This window comes from Winogradskyella undariae (assembly GCF_013285155.1).
Classification (GTDB): domain Bacteria; phylum Bacteroidota; class Bacteroidia; order Flavobacteriales; family Flavobacteriaceae; genus Winogradskyella; species Winogradskyella undariae.
The window spans coordinates 21555-38042 of sequence record NZ_JABTEL010000007.1 but is presented as its reverse complement, the minus strand read 5'-3'; the positions used below and the strand labels follow the sequence as shown (position 1 = coordinate 38042).

Genomic DNA, 16488 nt, shown 5'->3' with positions numbered 1-16488 from the left:
AAAATTTGAACATGACAAAAAAAACCTTAGGCCGTGTTGATAAAGTCGATTTTCCCGAACTAAAACTCAACACTATCGATGTTAAAATAGACACAGGGGCATATACATCTGCCATTCATTGCTCTAAAGTTAGAGAAGAAGATGGTAAACTTTACTGTATTTTTGAAAGTAAAGGACATCCTAATTTTAAAAGTGACGAAGTTGTTTTTGACACTTATACCTATACAGATGTTAAAAGTAGTAACGGTTTTAAGGAAAATCGCTACAAAATAAAAACAACTGTAATATTCTTTGGAAAAAAGTATAAGATTAACCTAACTTTAAGCACTAGATCAGACATGAAATTTCCTGTGCTCATTGGTCGTCAATTCTTAAAACATAAATATTTGGTCGATGTCGATCTAGAAAACGAATCTTTTAAACAAACCCTAATTAAATGAACATAGTAATTCTTTCGCGCAATGCAGAACTCTATTCTACTCAACGATTAATCGAAGAAGGCGAAAAGAGAGGTCATAAAATTGAAATTATTGATCCTTTAAAATGCGACATTATTATAGAAAAGGAAAAACCAACCATTTACTATAAAGATCGTTACTTAGATTATGTCGATGCTATTATTCCTAGAATTGGAGCATCAATAACTTTTTACGGTTGTGCTGTAGTAAGACAGTTTGAAGAAATGGGTGTTTTTACTATTGCTGCATCTGATGCTATTACAAGATCTCGTGATAAATTAAGAAGCTTACAGCGCTTAAGTAAAGCTGGTATTGGAATGCCAAAAACAGTTTTTACAAACTATTCTAGAGACGTTGAAGAAGTTATTAATTACGTTGGTGGAACTCCTGTAATCATTAAATTATTAGAAGGTACACAAGGGCTTGGTGTAGTTTTAGCTGAAACTAAAAACGCAGCAGAATCTGTTTTAGAAGCCTTTAATGGTTTACAAGCAAGAGTTATTGTACAAGAGTTTATTAAGGAAGCTAAAGGTGCCGATTTAAGAGCTTTAGTTGTAGATGGCCAAGTTGTTGGTGCTATGAAACGCCAAGGTAAAGAAGGCGAATTTAGATCTAACCTGCATCGTGGTGGTTCTGCTAATATTATAAAATTAGATGAAGATGAACTAAAATTAGCTATGAATGCAGCTAAGGTTTTAAAACTACCCGTTTGTGGTGTAGATATGCTGCAATCTGAACGTGGTCCTTTACTATTAGAGGTAAACTCTACTCCAGGACTAGAAGGCATTGAAGGTGCAACCCACAAAAATATAGCAAAAGCAATTATCACATTTATTGAACGCAATAGAAAATAATGTCCTTAAGGCATAAAATATTTACATGGACGAACCCGATATATTACGAATTTTAGGCAAAGATGTAGGCTTAGGACAAAGCGCCAAAGTCAACTTTAATGTTGCTAAATTACATACACAAAACACTATTGATGTTCCTGTAATTATTGAGCGTTCTAAAAAACCAGGACCTGTTGTTTTAATTACAGCAGGTATCCATGGGGATGAAGTTAATGGCGTAGAGATTGTACGTCAAATTATTTCTAAAGGAATTAATAAACCCAAACGCGGTACTATTATTTGCATTCCGGTAATCAATGTATTTGGCTTTATTCACTTAGATCGTCTATTTCCAGATGGTCGTGATCTTAATCGTGTTTTCCCTGGTGTAAGTGGCGGTTCTTTAGCCAGTAGAGTGGCTAATAAATTAGTTACTGAAATTTTACCACATGCAGATTTGGTATTAGATTTTCATACCGGTGGAGCCGATCGTTTTAATTCTGCTCATATACGCATTACTAAAGATGACGATAAATTAGAAGAATTAGCTCAGGTTTTTGGAGCACCTTTTATTTTTTATTCTAGTAATATTAGTAAATCGTTTCGGAAAACGTGTCAGAAAGCCGGAATTCCGATTCTACTTTTTGAAGGTGGAAAATCCTCTAATATTGACAACACAATTACCAACATAGGTGTTAATGGCATTAAACGTGTTTTATATCACCTTAACATGCTTAACCGTAATTTTAAAGCTTCACAAGCTAAAAATCCGTGCATTTGTCTTCTAGAAAGCAAATGGATTAGAGCTAAATATTCAGGCATGTTTAAAGCAACGGTAATCATTAATTCTGAAGTTAAAAAAGGAGATGTATTAGGTAATATTACAGATCCTTATGGTAGTTTTAATCATTTTGTTAAAGCACCAAATGATGGCTATATTTTTAATATAAACGAATCTCCAATCATATACCAAGGCGATGCTATTTTTCATATTTCAACAAAAGTTAAAGCATGAAAAAATCAGAACTTCGTAAAAAATATAAACAGTTAAGAAAAGAGTTAACAGAAAATCAAGTAGAAAATTTTAGTATTGAAATCGCTAATCAATTATTAAAATTAGACATTTGGAGTAAAACCTTTTTTCATCTCTTTTTAACTATTGAAGAACAAAAGGAAATTAACACCGATTACATTTTAAATATTCTTTCTGGGAAGGATAAGAACATCATTATCTCTAAAAGTAATTTTGAAGATTATTCCATGACGCACTACTTGCTTATGGATAATACCAGAATTAAAAAGAATAAATACAACATCCCAGAACCGGTTGATGGTATAGAAATTCCATCATCGCAATTAGAAGTAGTTTTTATACCACTTTTAGCTTTTGATAAAACAGGACAAAGAATTGGTTATGGAAAAGGGTTTTACGATCGTTTTTTAGCCAATTGCAAACCTGAAACTCTAAAAATCGGCCTGTCTTTTTTTGATGTTGAAGACGAAACGTTTGAGGCTTCAGAAAATGATATTAAGTTGGATTATTGTGTAACTCCAAATCGGGTGTTTCAATTTTAGCAGGCTCTTCAAATGCCTTTTTATTAAACACAATTAAAATTCCTATTCCTGTACTAATCGCCATATCTGCAACATTAAAAACAGGGTCGAAAAAAGAAAAATACTTCCCACCAATTAACGGCAAGTTATCGGGCATTACACCACTCCAAATAGGAAAATGTAACATATCTACCACATTACCATGAAAAACATCTGCATAACCACCATTTTCGGGTAGAAACGTTGCGACTTGCATTATACTATCATTAAATAAAACACCGTAAAAAACAGAATCTAAGATATTACCTAAAGCACCCGCAAAAATGATAGAAATAGCAAACACCAAGGTTTTAGATTTCTTTTGCCTAGTAACATTTACTAGCCAAAACCCAATACCTGTAACAGCGACAATTCTAAATAATGTTAAAAATAATTTTGCTGATCTATCTGAAATTAAAGTGGTAAAATCACTCAATTTGGTTCCCCAAGCCATACCGTCGTTTTCGATAAAAGCAATTTTAAACCAAGAAAAAACAGTAACATCTTCACCTAACTGAAAATGAGTTTTTATATAAATTTTACTGATTTGGTCTATCAATAAAATTAAAATAACGACAAATGAGGCTTTCTTTAAAGACATGCAATGATTTTAAGTAAAAATAAAGGATTAATTGGGCTTTGCAACTGTAATATTTCCATTAATAGATTTTAACTTCCATATAGAATTTGAATTAAAAAGCGCATCTATAGAAATTTTACCATGATTAGAATCTGCTTCAAAAACCCCTTCTGCAATAACATTAATATCACCGTCTATTGTATTAATTGTTGCGATATTAGATGTACCTTCCATATTACATTTTCCGCTTAACAATTCAATATAAAGCGATTTAAAATCTCCTTCTAAAGCCACAGAACCAATATCACTTATAATATTTACAGCTAATTTTTCTGGAATTACCAACTGTAAAGTGGCTGCTATAACTTTATGTGCACTTCGTTTATCATCTGGAATATCAAATAACGACAAATGCTCTAAACTTAAATAAAGTGTATGATTCTCTTCTTCTAAAACGATCTGAAAATCATTTTGATATTCGCCATCTAAAGTAGAAATTACACTAATATGATTTGTTTTTGATGTTGAAACCGAAATATTAAAAATCTGATCTCCGTTAATGGTAATCGTTTCTATTTGCGCGGCAGACAATTGTTTTTCAAGCCTATTTTGAGCTGACGAAATAAAGACCGAAAAAAAGAGCACCATTATAAAACACAAAGACCTTACCGATTGTAAAAATCGATAAGGTCTTTTATTATCACAGACTAAAGCCATAAAAGTATAACCTAAAGGTTTTATGATTTTAGTGGTATTCAAAATATAATCTCAATTAAATAAGATTTCTGTTTTTACAGAAACTTATTGCATGTTCTTTGCCTCAATGCTTAAAGTGGCATGTGGCACTAGCTTTAAACGCTCTTTGTTAATCAGTTTTCCTGTAACACGACAAATACCAAACGTTTTATTTTCGATACGGATAATCGCATTTTTTAAATCGCGAATAAATTTCTCTTGACGAATTGCCAATGCTGAGTTAGATTCCTTACTCATCGTTGCACTTCCTTCTTCAAATGCTTTAAATGTAGGTGATGTATCATCAGTCCCATTATCAAAATCATTCATATAAGCACTCTTAATAAGTTGTAAGTCGTGCTCTGCTTTTTTAATTTTATCTTGAAGTATTAATCTAAATTCTTCTAAATCTTTATCAGCGTATCTAATTTTAGTTTCTGTAGCCATAGTCTTAATGTTTTTTAATAAACAATTTGGTATTTACGTCATCAAATACAATTTCTATACCATTGTTTAAAGTGTCCATAATTTGTAAATCTTCTGTTAATGTTTCAGATTTAATATACGCTTCATTTGAAGATATGGCCTTAACGATTTGGTCATCTTTCAGAATTTGTACGTCAATTCTGTCAGTAAGCTCAAATCCTGAGTCTTTTCGCATATTTTGAATACGGTTTACTAACTCCCTAGCAATTCCTTCTTCACGTAAATCTTCATTGATAGTAACGTCTAAAGCCACTGTTAAAGCGCCTTCATTAGCTACTAGCCATCCTTCAATGTCTTGCGATGTAATCTCCACATCATCAAGTCCCAAAGTAATATTTTTTCCGTTAATCTCAACGTCTATAGTTCCATTTTGCTCAATATTCTTAATATCATCAGCACTAAAACCTCTTACTACATTAGCAATCAGCTTCATATCCTTACCAAATTTAGGACCTAAAGTCTTAAAATTAGGTTTTATCTGCTTCACTAAGATATCAGAAGCATCTTCTAAAAGTTCTATTTCTTTAATGTTAACTTCATGTTTAATTAACTCAGAAACAGCTTCGATCTCTTCTTTTTGTTGTTGATTCTGAATAGGAATCATTATTTTTTGAAGTGGCTGACGTACCTTAATTTTTTCTTTAGCTCTTAAGGACAATACTAATGAACAAATGGTTTGCGCACTATACATTTTACGCTCTAAAACAGCATCAATAACATTGGTATCTGCAATTGGGAAATCTGCTAAATGCACACTTTCAAAAGTTTCTTTTTTAGTCACAGCATTTAAATCTAAATACAAACGATCCATAAAGAATGGTGCAATTGGTGCACCAAGCTTTGCGATGGTTTCCATACACGTATAAAGTGTTTGGTAGGCCGAAATTTTATCGGTTTGATAGTCCCCTTTCCAAAAACGTCTTCTACTTAAACGCACGTACCAGTTACTTAAATGATCTTGTGTAAAGTCTGAAATTGCTCGTGCTGCTTTTGTTGGCTCATATTCTGCATAGTATTGATCTACACGTTGAATTAAGGTGTTTAATTCTGAAAGTACCCAACGGTCAATTTCTGGACGTTCCTCTAAAGGAAGATCTGCTTCACTATAATTAAAACCATCAATATTGGTATATAATGTGAAGAATGAATACGTATTATAAAGTGTTCCGAAAAACTTACGACTCACCTCAGCAATACCTTCGCTATCAAATTTTAAGTTATCCCAAGGATTAGCATTACTAATCATGTACCAACGTGTGGCATCTGCCCCGTATTTAGATAAGGTTTCAAAAGGGTCTACGGCGTTACCTAAACGCTTAGACATCTTTTGGCCATTCTTATCTAAAACCAATCCGTTAGAGACGACGTTTTTGTAGGCTACAGAATCGAAAACCATAGTTCCTATAGCATGAAGCGTATAGAACCATCCACGTGTTTGATCTACACCTTCAGCAATAAAGTCTGCCGGAAATGCTTCTTTATTATCAATTAAGTTTTTATTTTCAAAAGGATAATGCCATTGTGCATAAGGCATAGAACCAGAATCGAACCAAACATCAATTAAATCACTTTCACGATTCATCGGTTGACCTGATGCTGAAACTAAAACAATTTTATCAACTACATTTTTATGCAGATCGATAGTTTCGTAATTGGCTTCTGACATGTTACCAACTTCAAATTCAGCAAATATATCTTCAGACATTACACCTGCTTCTACAGATTTTGCTATTTCAGATTTTAATTCTGCAACAGAACCAATACAAATTTGTTCTTTTCCGTCTTCTGTTCTCCAGATTGGTAATGGAATTCCCCAAAAACGAGATCGCGATAAATTCCAGTCGTTTGCGTTTGCTAACCAGTTTCCAAAACGTCCTTCACCAGTTGATTTTGGTTTCCAGTTAATAGACGTATTTAACTCGTGCATTCTCCCTTTAACGTCGGTAACTTTAATAAACCAAGAATCTAACGGATAGTATAAAATTGGCTTATCGGTTCTCCAACAATTTGGGTAACTGTGCTTATATTTTTCGACTTTAAAAGCCTTATTTTCTGTTTTTAATTGAATAGCAAGCTCTACATCTACAGAACGTTCTGGTGCTTCACCATCATCATAATATTCGTTCTTCACATATTTACCTGCATATTCAGCCATTTCTGGTCTAAACTTTCCTTGTAAATCTACTAATGGCACTAAATTACCATTATCATCTTTTACTAAAAGTGGTGGAATTTCTGGTGAGGCTTGTTTGGCAACCAAGGCATCATCTGCTCCAAATGTTGGTGCTGTATGTACGATACCTGTACCATCTTCAACCGTTACGAAATCTCCAGAGATGATTCTAAAAGCATTTTCAGGATTATCGTTTGGTAATGCGTATGGCAATAATTGCTCGTAAGTGATCCCTACTAAATCTTTTCCAACGAATTCTTTAACGACATAAAAAGGGATTTTTTTATCGCCTTCTTTATACTCAATTAATTCTGGTTTTGTTTCAACTTTCTTAAACTTTCCATCAAATTGTTTATTGACTAAATTCTTAGCCAAAACCACATTCATAGGTTTAAATGTGTATTGATTATAAGTTTCAACTAAAACATAGTCTATTTTAGGTCCAACAGTTAATGCCGTGTTACTAGGAAGCGTCCACGGTGTTGTTGTCCATGCTAAAAAGAAAATATCACCTTCATTCTGAAGAAATTCTGGCAATGAATCTGCATTGGCTTTAAACTGAGCAACAATAGTAGTATCGGTAACATCTTGGTAAGTTCCTGGTTGATTTAACTCGTGCGAACTTAAACCTGTCCCTGCCTTAGGTGAATACGGCTGAATGGTATACCCTTTATATATTAAGTTTTTTTCGTAAATCTGTTTGAGCAACCACCATACACTTTCCATGTATTTAGATTTGTAGGTAATGTACGGATCGTCCATATCTACCCAATAACCCATTTTTTTGGTAAGGTCGTTCCAAGTATCCGTATAACGCATAACGGTTTTTTTACACGCTTCGTTATAGTCTTCTACAGTAATCTTTTTACCAATATCTTCTTTGGTAATACCAAGTTCCTTTTCTACGCCAAGTTCTACGGGTAAACCATGCGTATCCCAACCTGCTTTACGTTTAACTTGAAAACCTTTCATGGTTTTATAACGTGGAAAAATATCTTTAATCGCACGTGCTAAAACGTGGTGTACACCAGGCAAACCGTTTGCTGAAGGAGGTCCTTCAAAAAAAACAAAAGGTGGTTTTCCTTCTCTTGTGGTTACACTTTTATCGAAGATATCGTTAGCTTCCCAATAGTTACCGATTTCATCTGCAACGTTTGGCAAGTTAAGTCCTTTGTATTCAGGGAACTTTGTGCTCATTATTCTGTTTTATTTTCGAGGTGCGAAATTACAGAATTTTAGGGAAATATTATAAGATAATAATTGGTAAACATAACAAGATCTCACAGGCTTTAAAAACCGGTGAGATCTGTATCTGAATTTCACTAATTATGTCCTTAAGAAATTAAAACTTATGGAATCAGTATTTTTTTAGTTGTTTTCGTATTTTCTGCTTCTACTTCAAAAAGATAGACTCCGGTTTGTAAAGAAACAGGCAACTCTATATTAACCCTATTAGAATCGACTTTTTGAGTCTTTATTTTCTTACCTAAAGCACTATAAACCCTAACATTTTTAATCAATCTATTTTCTTTATTAGAGATAACGAAAGACTGATGATTAGTATCATAATACATTAACAATTCATTATCTAAAGTATTTTCGTTTATTGAAAGTATTTCAGGAGTTTCAAAAACAATATTAAATCGGTCATTGATAACACCAGCATCTACTGTAGCTAAATAATTCCCTGCTCTTAAATCATGATAAACATTATCATCTTGTAAATAAATTTCTATATCATTAGAAACATTTTCTAAAGCATCAATACTAATTTCAATAATTCCACCTTCACTTGTTTTTACAGATAATGGTAAAATTGTAGTGTTTAAAACAGCATCTACACCTTGAATAAGATAGCTCTCGTTTTCTATCTTCCAAAACATATCTTCTACATTACTTTCATTTAACTCACCATCAAAACCCCAATCTATCTCTGAAGTTGCATTTTCATCAACAGTTAACAGTAATTGACGTTTGTAGTTATTAGGAGACTTATACCCTATTCTAAATTTAGGACGCATATCTTCTAACCCTTGTGAATCTGAATCAGCTGTAACATTGTTAAAACTTGATCTCATAAACACTGAAACATCTTCAGATTCCTTTGCAAACTTACGCTGCCCGTTATTAAATTCTATATCTCCGCCATCTTGAGATATAACAAAAAAGCCCTGAGCTACAGGAATGTAACGTTTTGGTGTTTTGGTTGATTCCCCTTCTTGACTTACATCTTCATTTGGCTCTGCAGATGAACTCTCAACATCTTCTAAAGGAGGTATTGAACCCGAAAGATTATACAACCCATAACCACCTTGATACCCACTTAAATAATGAGAATCTCCTCCGTAATGTTCCCAAAAATAAAGCGTACCAGTTATAACATTTTCGTTGTCTAATATAAATTGATAACCATCAATTGCAGAAGGATACGGATTTCCAACCAAATAACTATTTCCTGAAAATAAATTACGCTTAATCTCTCCATTATTAGGCTTCCCTATAAATACATAATTCTGATCCTCTATTTCTTCTAGTAAACTTGCACCTTTCATCGTATAACCTATACCAACTTTTAAGTCTTCACCAGGCGTTATTTGTTGCCAAGCAGAATACGTATTTGACAGTAAGTTTTCATATGTATATAACCAGCGCTTTGCAATAGAAAAAGGAGATATTGCCCCATCATTACCTGAAACATAAGTAATATCACCTGGTGAAGTCGAATTTGTTCCGTCATACAACACATCTTGAACACTATAAGTTACAGCTGAAGTTACAATAGAACTAGTTATAGCATCACTTGAATGCACTGGAGATGACCAATAATTATAAGCATATAAATTAGCCGTTCCTTGTTGATCGCGTTCTAATTTTGCAGTATCTGAAACAAATAAATCACTATTTTCTGTTTGAATTAATTGAGATTCTCCTTCTAAATCAATACTACCATCTAATTTTAAATACCAATTATTATACAAGCCACTATCTTCTTTTATAGAAAACTTTTTATCTTCATCTACGATTAAACCAATCATACCTTGACTTGTAGATACATTAAGATTATGTTTAACCTCTAAAATTGTTGCATCATCTTCGTTACCTGCCTTTGTAGTAATATCCCACACATCACCATGCAACCAAGTATTTGCATCTGTCCAATCACCATCTGCTTTTGTGACGTATGGTAAAGGTGCCGTTTGCAACTGTACTTCATTAATATTATACATTTCTAAATCATGTGTGTAACCTGATTCATCTTGCACTTCTGATTTTAAAATATTAGACATTGGATAATAGGCTTGAAGATTACTCCAAGATACTTGTTCTAAACTCTGCAAATCCTGAATGTTTTTAGGAATAATTTTACCTCTTAGAATACCGCTATTATTTTCAATTTCTTGATATACCATTTGTTGTATTTGAGTTGCAGATAAAGCTTCATCAAATATTCTAACCTCATCAATTTCTCCATTAAAATGGTCAGATCCAGCCGGATTTGTATTTGTTGGATATCTACCAATTACAAATGGCCTAGTAGAATAAATGTGATCCGTACCGTTATAATTTTTGGTAAGTAATGTAGAGTTTAAGTCTGCATCTATTACTGTATTTAATAATTCACCATTAAGATATAATTTTAGAGAATTTGATGTAGAATCAAAAACACCAGCAACATGATACCAAACATCATTTTCCATTTCACTAACATCAGATGTTACATAAAGACTATTGGGGTAATTACTAGATGCTGTAACTTGCGCTTGAGTATAAACAAGAAATGAAAGCTGTCTTCCTTTTGTTATTACTAGTCGCATGTATTGCTGACCAGCAATACTATAGTTAACACTTAAATTTCCCGTCGCTGTGTTAGACTCAATTTTTACCCAAGCCATAATGGTTCCTTTATCCCAATCAGTAATAAAAGGATCGGTTTCTAGGTAATCATTTTCTCCATCAAAATTTACTGTTGCTGAAGAAAAATACATATCAATTTCATCTCTATAGTCTAAATCCCCTCCTAAGACTAAATCACCATCTGTGTCTGGTAAAATAGACGCACTAGGATTATCTATTTCATCATTAACATCCGAATCAGAAACATTGCTCCCCTCAAAATTATCATCTAATCCATCTCCATCGGTATCATTATCTGATAGCGTATTAGCCATTCCATTTTCTTCTATATCTGGAGTCCCATCATTATCACTATCTAAATCTATATAATCTGGAATATTATCACCATCAGTATCTTCTAAACTTGTAAAACCAGATTCGTAATTATCATCAATACCATCGTTGTTTAAATCTACCATTGATGTTCCACTACCACTTGGAGAAATATACCCCCATGTTGTTTGTGCCTCAATATTATCTGGTATACCATCATTATCTGAATCTATATCTAAATAATCTAGAATTCCATCATTATCTGTATCGGTACAAATATTTTCTGTCAATACCGAAAAAGGAATTACTGTTTTTGAAATAGTTGCACTCGAATAAGATATACTTAAAGTTTCGTCTCCACTTCTCTCATAAAATAATATAGTAATTGGATAAGTACCTGGAGTTAGTATAATAGTTCCAGATTTTTCTTGTATAATATGATCTCCGTCATTATCAACAATCTCATTGCCATCAATATACAATTTAGAACCATCATCAGAACTTGTATAAAATGTATATATTTCATCTGTGCTAATAGAAATAAAACCCGTATATCTAATAGCAAAATTATCATCATCTCCAGGTGTAATCATAGACCAAAGTGCATCTACATCTATTTCAGACACACTACCTGTTGCTGTAGCTCCTGTAGTTGGGATATTGTCTACACTTGGTGTAACATTTATATCATAAAACTCATAAGCTAGACTATTACTAATTTCATCGCATACAACACCTTCATCTACATTTGTTATACCATCATTATCACTATCTAAATCTGTAGCATCCCCTATACCATCACCATCCGTATCTACATCTAAATTAAGAGTGGCACTGTTTTCAATTTGAACACATAAATTATCCGCATGTGTCACTACTAAAGTGTATACACTACCATCTAATCCTGTAACATCTGAAATGTTTAAACTAACTGATGTGACACCTGTATAAATACCTCCGTCAGTTAAATTAACACCATTTAACTGCCATTGGTATATTAAAGCTGTACTTACATCTGTGGGACTATTTGAATAATCTGGCAAACCCCCTGTTGTAAATGCAGTTGTGCTTGTTGCAGTTACGTTAGTTACAGTAAAACTTGCAGATACTCCCGCTAAGACCAACTGACCCACTAAAGCTGTGTCATCTACAGTAACCTCTATTGCTGTAGTCACATTTGTAGTTGTACCTGTGTATGCCGTTGAAGCACCTATAATTAACCCACTAACACTACTGCCCGCACCATCTACTTGTCCGTCTGCATTACTATCTACATGACCCGATTCTATAACATCATAACAACCATCACCATCACTATCTATATTCTGAAAATCGTAATTACCGTCACCAGAAGTATCTATTGGTGTTGTAGTTTCCGCTGCATCGTCTGCTCCATTATTGTTACCATCGTTAAACGAAGCATCGTTACTATCAATTAAACCATCGTTGTTGGTATCTAAATTTCCATTACCTGCTTCTTCAATATCGAAGATACCATCATTGTCTGAATCTAAATCTAAATAATCTGGAATTCCATCACTATCTGTATCCTTACAATTGTTTTCTGACAATACAGTAAAAGGAATAGACATTTTAGAAATAGTTGCACTAGAATAAGACACATTTAAAGTCTCATCTCCAGTTCTCTCATAGAATAATATAGTAATTGGATAATTCCCCGGAGCTAGTGTAATAGTTCCCGATCTTTCTTGAAAAGCATGATCCCCATCATTATCAACGATCTCATTGCCGTCAATAAATAATTTAGAACCATCATCTGAACTTGTATAAAACGTATATGTTTCTTCTGAACTAATAGTAATATAACCAGTATATCGAATGGCAAAATCATTACTCTCTCCTGGCGTAACCATATTCCACAGATTGTCTACATTAATTTCAGAAACACTCCCTGTTGCTGTGGCTCCCGTAGTTGGAATATTGCCTACACTTGGTGAGGCATTTATATCGTAAAATTCATAAGACAGGCTTTGAGTTATTTCATCGCATAAAGCACCTTCATCTATATCTAGTATACCATCATTATCACTATCTACATCTGCACTATCTGCAACTCCATCTCCATCCCTATCTGACGTATTTAACTCACTACCAATAAAAACCTTATAGTCTTCAAATTCTTCTGCTGCATTATCGTTGTTACCGCAAGGGTAATCCGTATTTCTATAATAATTTTTAATACCTACACGCATTACCGTTACTCCTTCAATGGCTGTAACAGGCACAGTAAAGTTCATAGAATTCCCACTATCATAAATATCTTCTATAAAAGACACATTCTCATCAGCATCAAAAACACCATTCTGATTATAATCGATAAAAACCGTAGAACTCAAATTTTCCGTATTAGCACCCGAAGAAACCTCAAGTGAGTATTCAGTTCCCATAGACAAATCTGCATACTGACCATTGCTAAAATAATTTGCATACCCGCCATCATCTCCAGAGTCGCTATCAATATCACTTGTATCCCCCTCTAATGTAACATTAGTAAGGTAATGAGTCCCTTCTGAATCACTATCTGGTGTACAATAGCTTTGTAAAATATTAACATTATAATCTTCTATTTCGCCTGACCTATAACCAAGACGACATGAATCATAGACAAGAGAGGAAGAAACTTCTCCCATTAGAGTTACTCTAAGCCTTGTTTCTCCTATAGTTGCATCTTCTGGAACTAAAAAACTAATTGGTATAACCATAGTCTCATTGCTCTCCCCTATAAATGGAAAACCAAAAGACTCACCACCATCTTCAAAATCACCATTTTGATTAAAATCAACCCATAAAGATATTAGGTTGTTTTTTTCATTCCAATCATTAAGAGTAACAGTTACAGAACCCGTTTGTATTTCTCCTAAGTTTAAAATTCCTGATTGCCCTATATCTGTATAATCATAATACTCTCCTGTATCACCTGTCGTTGTATAATCAATACCATTTAAATCAACATTAGATATAAAATAAATATTACTATTATCAACTTCTTCGGGCTCACAATAATCATTCTCTACAGAATCTCCATCCCCAGAGGCAGAACCAGAAGTTAAATACACATCATCTATATAAACCATTTCATTACTTCCAGATGAATCAGCATCCAATTCTATCTTAAATTTAAAAGAAGTAGCATTATCTGGTAGATCTAATGTAAAAGGGTTATTTTGAGAAGTTCCATTATTTGAAGAAGAATCAAAATTCACCTCACCATTTCCTCCTTGAACTAAAACAACTGTCGTAGCGACATTATCTAAATAATAAATTAAATTTAATTTATCACCACTACCTAATTGATTGTTAGTCGCATAAGCAATAGAGAACTGAACATCGGTTTCACTAGATATATTTACCTCGTTAAACTCTACGTAATCTGTATTATTCCACCAGTCTGTAATTCTTAAACTATTTGCTGAAGAACCCACTTTTTCACTAGAATAATCAATACGTCCATTGTTAACAGTTGCTGTAAAATCCCAAGAATCACCTGATGATAAAGTAGGATCTTGAGAAGTAGTCCCCCCCGTACTGATATTAACCCCATAATCAAAAAACTCATTCTTTACAATAACAGTTTCACCATCAGATAAAGTAGAATAATCAGCCTGAGCATGAGTCCCAAAGGACATAAAAAAAAGCATAAATAAAAGCCTCCAATTGTTTTTTGTCAACATAATATATACAAAGTGTTTATTATCAATTAATTACATATCGGCACATATTTACCGATGCCAATATTAATTAAAAAACACGACAAAATGCATTTTTATCCGGCAAAATGCATTTTTTTATTCGACAAAAAACACATAACATAGATTAAATGCATAAAAATCAATCTAATCGGATATAAAAAACATTTATCAATAGACAAATAAAAAGAGAATACTTTGAATCAAGCACCTAAAACTAATCGCTCCTTTTAAATCGAAAATAAGAAGACTTAAACCAAAAAACCTACCAAATCTTCAATCTTAGAGATCAATTGAATTTTAATTACTGAATTTTTAAGAGCTATTTTATTATATTTAGAAACAAAAATAGTAGAAAACCCTAATTTTTCGGCTTCAAGAATGCGTTGTTCTACACGTTGTACAGGGCGGATTTCTCCAGACAAACCGACTTCGGCAGCAAAACAATATTCTCTTGGTAAAGCAACATCTTCATTAGAGGATAAAATGGAAGCAACAACCGCTAAATCAATAGCCGGATCATCAACAGTTATACCACCTGTTATATTTAAAAAAACATCTTTCGCTCCCAATCGGAATCCTGCTCGCTTTTCTAAAACAGCCAACAACATATTAAGACGCTTTGCATTAAAACCAGTAGCAGAACGCTGTGGTGTTCCGTAAACCGCTGTGCTTACCAAGGCCTGAACCTCAATCATTAAAGGCCGCATACCTTCAAGAGTTGCCGCAATAGCATTACCAGAAAGCTCATCATCTTTTTCGGAAATTAAAATTTCGGATGGATTAGAAACTTCACGCAAACCAGAGCCTTGCATTTCGTAAATACCAAGCTCATTAGTAGATCCAAATCTGTTTTTATTAGCACGAAGAATTCTAAAGACATGATTACGATCTCCTTCAAACTGAAGCACCGTATCTACCATGTGTTCTAATATTTTTGGTCCTGCTATATTTCCGTCTTTCGTAATATGTCCAATTAATAAAACAGGAGTTGCCGTTTCTTTAGCAAATTTTATAAGTTCGGTAGTACACTCTTTAATTTGAGAAATACTCCCTGCAGAAGATTCAATATAATCACTATGCAACGTTTGAATAGAATCGATAATAACAATATCTGGCTCTAACGCTTCAATCTGTTTAAAGATATTTTGTGTTTTTGTTTCGGTAAGAATATAGCAATTACTGCTAATTGGATTGATACGTTCTGCACGCATTTTTATCTGCTTTTGGCTTTCTTCACCAGAAACATAGAGGGTTTTATATTGTAATTTTAAGGCTATTTGAAGTAATAATGTACTTTTCCCAATTCCTGGCTCACCACCTAAAAGTGTTAAAGAGCCATATACCATTCCGCCTCCAAGCACCCTATTAAATTCACCATCACGCATATCTAAACGCGCCTCTTTAGAGGTGTCAATTTCATTAATTAATAAGGGTTTTGTAGTACGCTTTGAAGAAGTTGTTGGTGATTTCCAATCGCTCTTCTCAGGTTTTTGGATTACTTCTTCTGCAATTGTGTTCCACTCTTTACAAGAGGTACATTGTCCTTGCCATTTAGCATATTGACTGCCACAATTCTGACAGAAAAAGGTTGTTTTTACTTTAGCCATGTTCACTTCCCTAGATAACAGGAATCTTTTTTAAAATTTAAAACGACTAAATTAAAACAATTTTAGTTGATGTCTTTCAACCAACTCACAATTGCTAAAATTTTAAGTGTTGCCAACCTGGATTGCCAATTAGTAAACAAATACAA

Annotated in this window: 10 protein-coding genes; 4 read left to right on the top strand and 6 right to left on the bottom strand. The window is 33.4% G+C overall.

Annotated features, from left to right (window positions below):
* Positions 1 to 11: 11 nt before the first annotated feature.
* The 4 genes from HSX10_RS10855 to HSX10_RS10840 are packed head-to-tail and all read left to right on the top strand — an operon-like array spanning position 12 to position 2866.
* Positions 12 to 440, top strand: a complete 429-nt coding sequence (locus HSX10_RS10855; protein ID WP_173588249.1) for an ATP-dependent zinc protease family protein — start codon at positions 12 to 14, stop codon at positions 438 to 440.
* The gene (gene rimK / locus HSX10_RS10850; protein WP_173588248.1) at positions 437 to 1312 is read left to right on the top strand and encodes a 30S ribosomal protein S6--L-glutamate ligase; all 876 of its coding nucleotides are present in this window, start codon (positions 437 to 439) and stop codon (positions 1310 to 1312) included. The genes HSX10_RS10855 and rimK overlap by 4 nt, the downstream gene beginning before the upstream one ends.
* A gap of 25 nt (positions 1313 to 1337) precedes the next feature.
* Positions 1338 to 2306, top strand: a complete 969-nt coding sequence (locus tag HSX10_RS10845) for a succinylglutamate desuccinylase/aspartoacylase family protein (RefSeq protein ID WP_173588247.1) — start codon at positions 1338 to 1340, stop codon at positions 2304 to 2306.
* A complete protein-coding gene (locus HSX10_RS10840) occupies positions 2303 to 2866 on the top strand; it encodes a 5-formyltetrahydrofolate cyclo-ligase (protein WP_173588246.1) in 564 nt (187 codons plus the stop codon). The genes HSX10_RS10845 and HSX10_RS10840 overlap by 4 nt, the downstream gene beginning before the upstream one ends.
* On the opposite strand, the gene HSX10_RS10835 is transcribed toward HSX10_RS10840, so the two are convergent.
* The 6 genes from HSX10_RS10835 to radA all read right to left on the bottom strand — a co-directional run bounded on the left by HSX10_RS10835 (position 2820) and on the right by radA (position 16342).
* On the bottom strand, positions 2820 to 3485 hold the full coding sequence (locus tag HSX10_RS10835) for a lipoprotein signal peptidase (RefSeq protein ID WP_173588245.1): 666 nt from the start codon (positions 3483 to 3485) through the stop codon (positions 2820 to 2822). The two genes, HSX10_RS10840 and HSX10_RS10835, sit on opposite strands and share 47 nt — an antisense overlap.
* A 27-nt stretch (positions 3486 to 3512) precedes the next feature.
* Entirely contained in the window at positions 3513 to 4223 is a 711-nt protein-coding gene (locus HSX10_RS10830; protein ID WP_173588244.1) for a DUF4097 family beta strand repeat-containing protein, read from the bottom strand.
* A gap of 42 nt (positions 4224 to 4265) precedes the next feature.
* The gene (locus HSX10_RS10825; protein ID WP_173588243.1) at positions 4266 to 4646 is read right to left on the bottom strand and encodes a TraR/DksA family transcriptional regulator; all 381 of its coding nucleotides are present in this window, start codon (positions 4644 to 4646) and stop codon (positions 4266 to 4268) included.
* 4 nt (positions 4647 to 4650) lie between these two features.
* Entirely contained in the window at positions 4651 to 8055 is a 3405-nt protein-coding gene (gene ileS, locus HSX10_RS10820; protein ID WP_173588242.1) for an isoleucine--tRNA ligase, read from the bottom strand.
* A gap of 152 nt (positions 8056 to 8207) precedes the next feature.
* Positions 8208 to 14717: a DUF8693 domain-containing protein gene (locus tag HSX10_RS10815; protein WP_173588241.1), complete on the bottom strand. Its 6510-nt coding sequence runs from the start codon at positions 14715 to 14717 to the stop codon at positions 8208 to 8210.
* Between the two features lie 266 nt (positions 14718 to 14983).
* Positions 14984 to 16342, bottom strand: coding sequence for a DNA repair protein RadA (gene radA, locus HSX10_RS10810; RefSeq protein ID WP_173588240.1), 1359 nt, complete (start codon positions 16340 to 16342; stop codon positions 14984 to 14986).
* Between the last annotated feature and the right edge of the window lie 146 nt (positions 16343 to 16488).

Bases quoted from the DNA above. Each gene is read 5' to 3' on its own strand.
- rimK (WP_173588248.1), top strand. From the start codon at position 437: ATGAACATAGTAATTCTTTCGCGCAATGCAGAACTCTATTCTACTCAA.
- HSX10_RS10840 (WP_173588246.1), top strand. From the start codon at position 2,303: ATGAAAAAATCAGAACTTCGTAAAAAATATAAACAGTTAAGAAAAGAG.
- HSX10_RS10855 (WP_173588249.1), top strand. From the start codon at position 12: ATGACAAAAAAAACCTTAGGCCGTGTTGATAAAGTCGATTTTCCCGAA.
- HSX10_RS10845 (WP_173588247.1), top strand. From the start codon at position 1,338: ATGGACGAACCCGATATATTACGAATTTTAGGCAAAGATGTAGGCTTA.
- HSX10_RS10825 (WP_173588243.1), bottom strand. From the start codon at position 4,646: ATGGCTACAGAAACTAAAATTAGATACGCTGATAAAGATTTAGAAGAA.
- ileS (WP_173588242.1), bottom strand. From the start codon at position 8,055: ATGAGCACAAAGTTCCCTGAATACAAAGGACTTAACTTGCCAAACGTT.
- HSX10_RS10815 (WP_173588241.1), bottom strand. From the start codon at position 14,717: ATGTTGACAAAAAACAATTGGAGGCTTTTATTTATGCTTTTTTTTATG.
- HSX10_RS10835 (WP_173588245.1), bottom strand. From the start codon at position 3,485: ATGTCTTTAAAGAAAGCCTCATTTGTCGTTATTTTAATTTTATTGATA.
- radA (WP_173588240.1), bottom strand. From the start codon at position 16,342: ATGGCTAAAGTAAAAACAACCTTTTTCTGTCAGAATTGTGGCAGTCAA.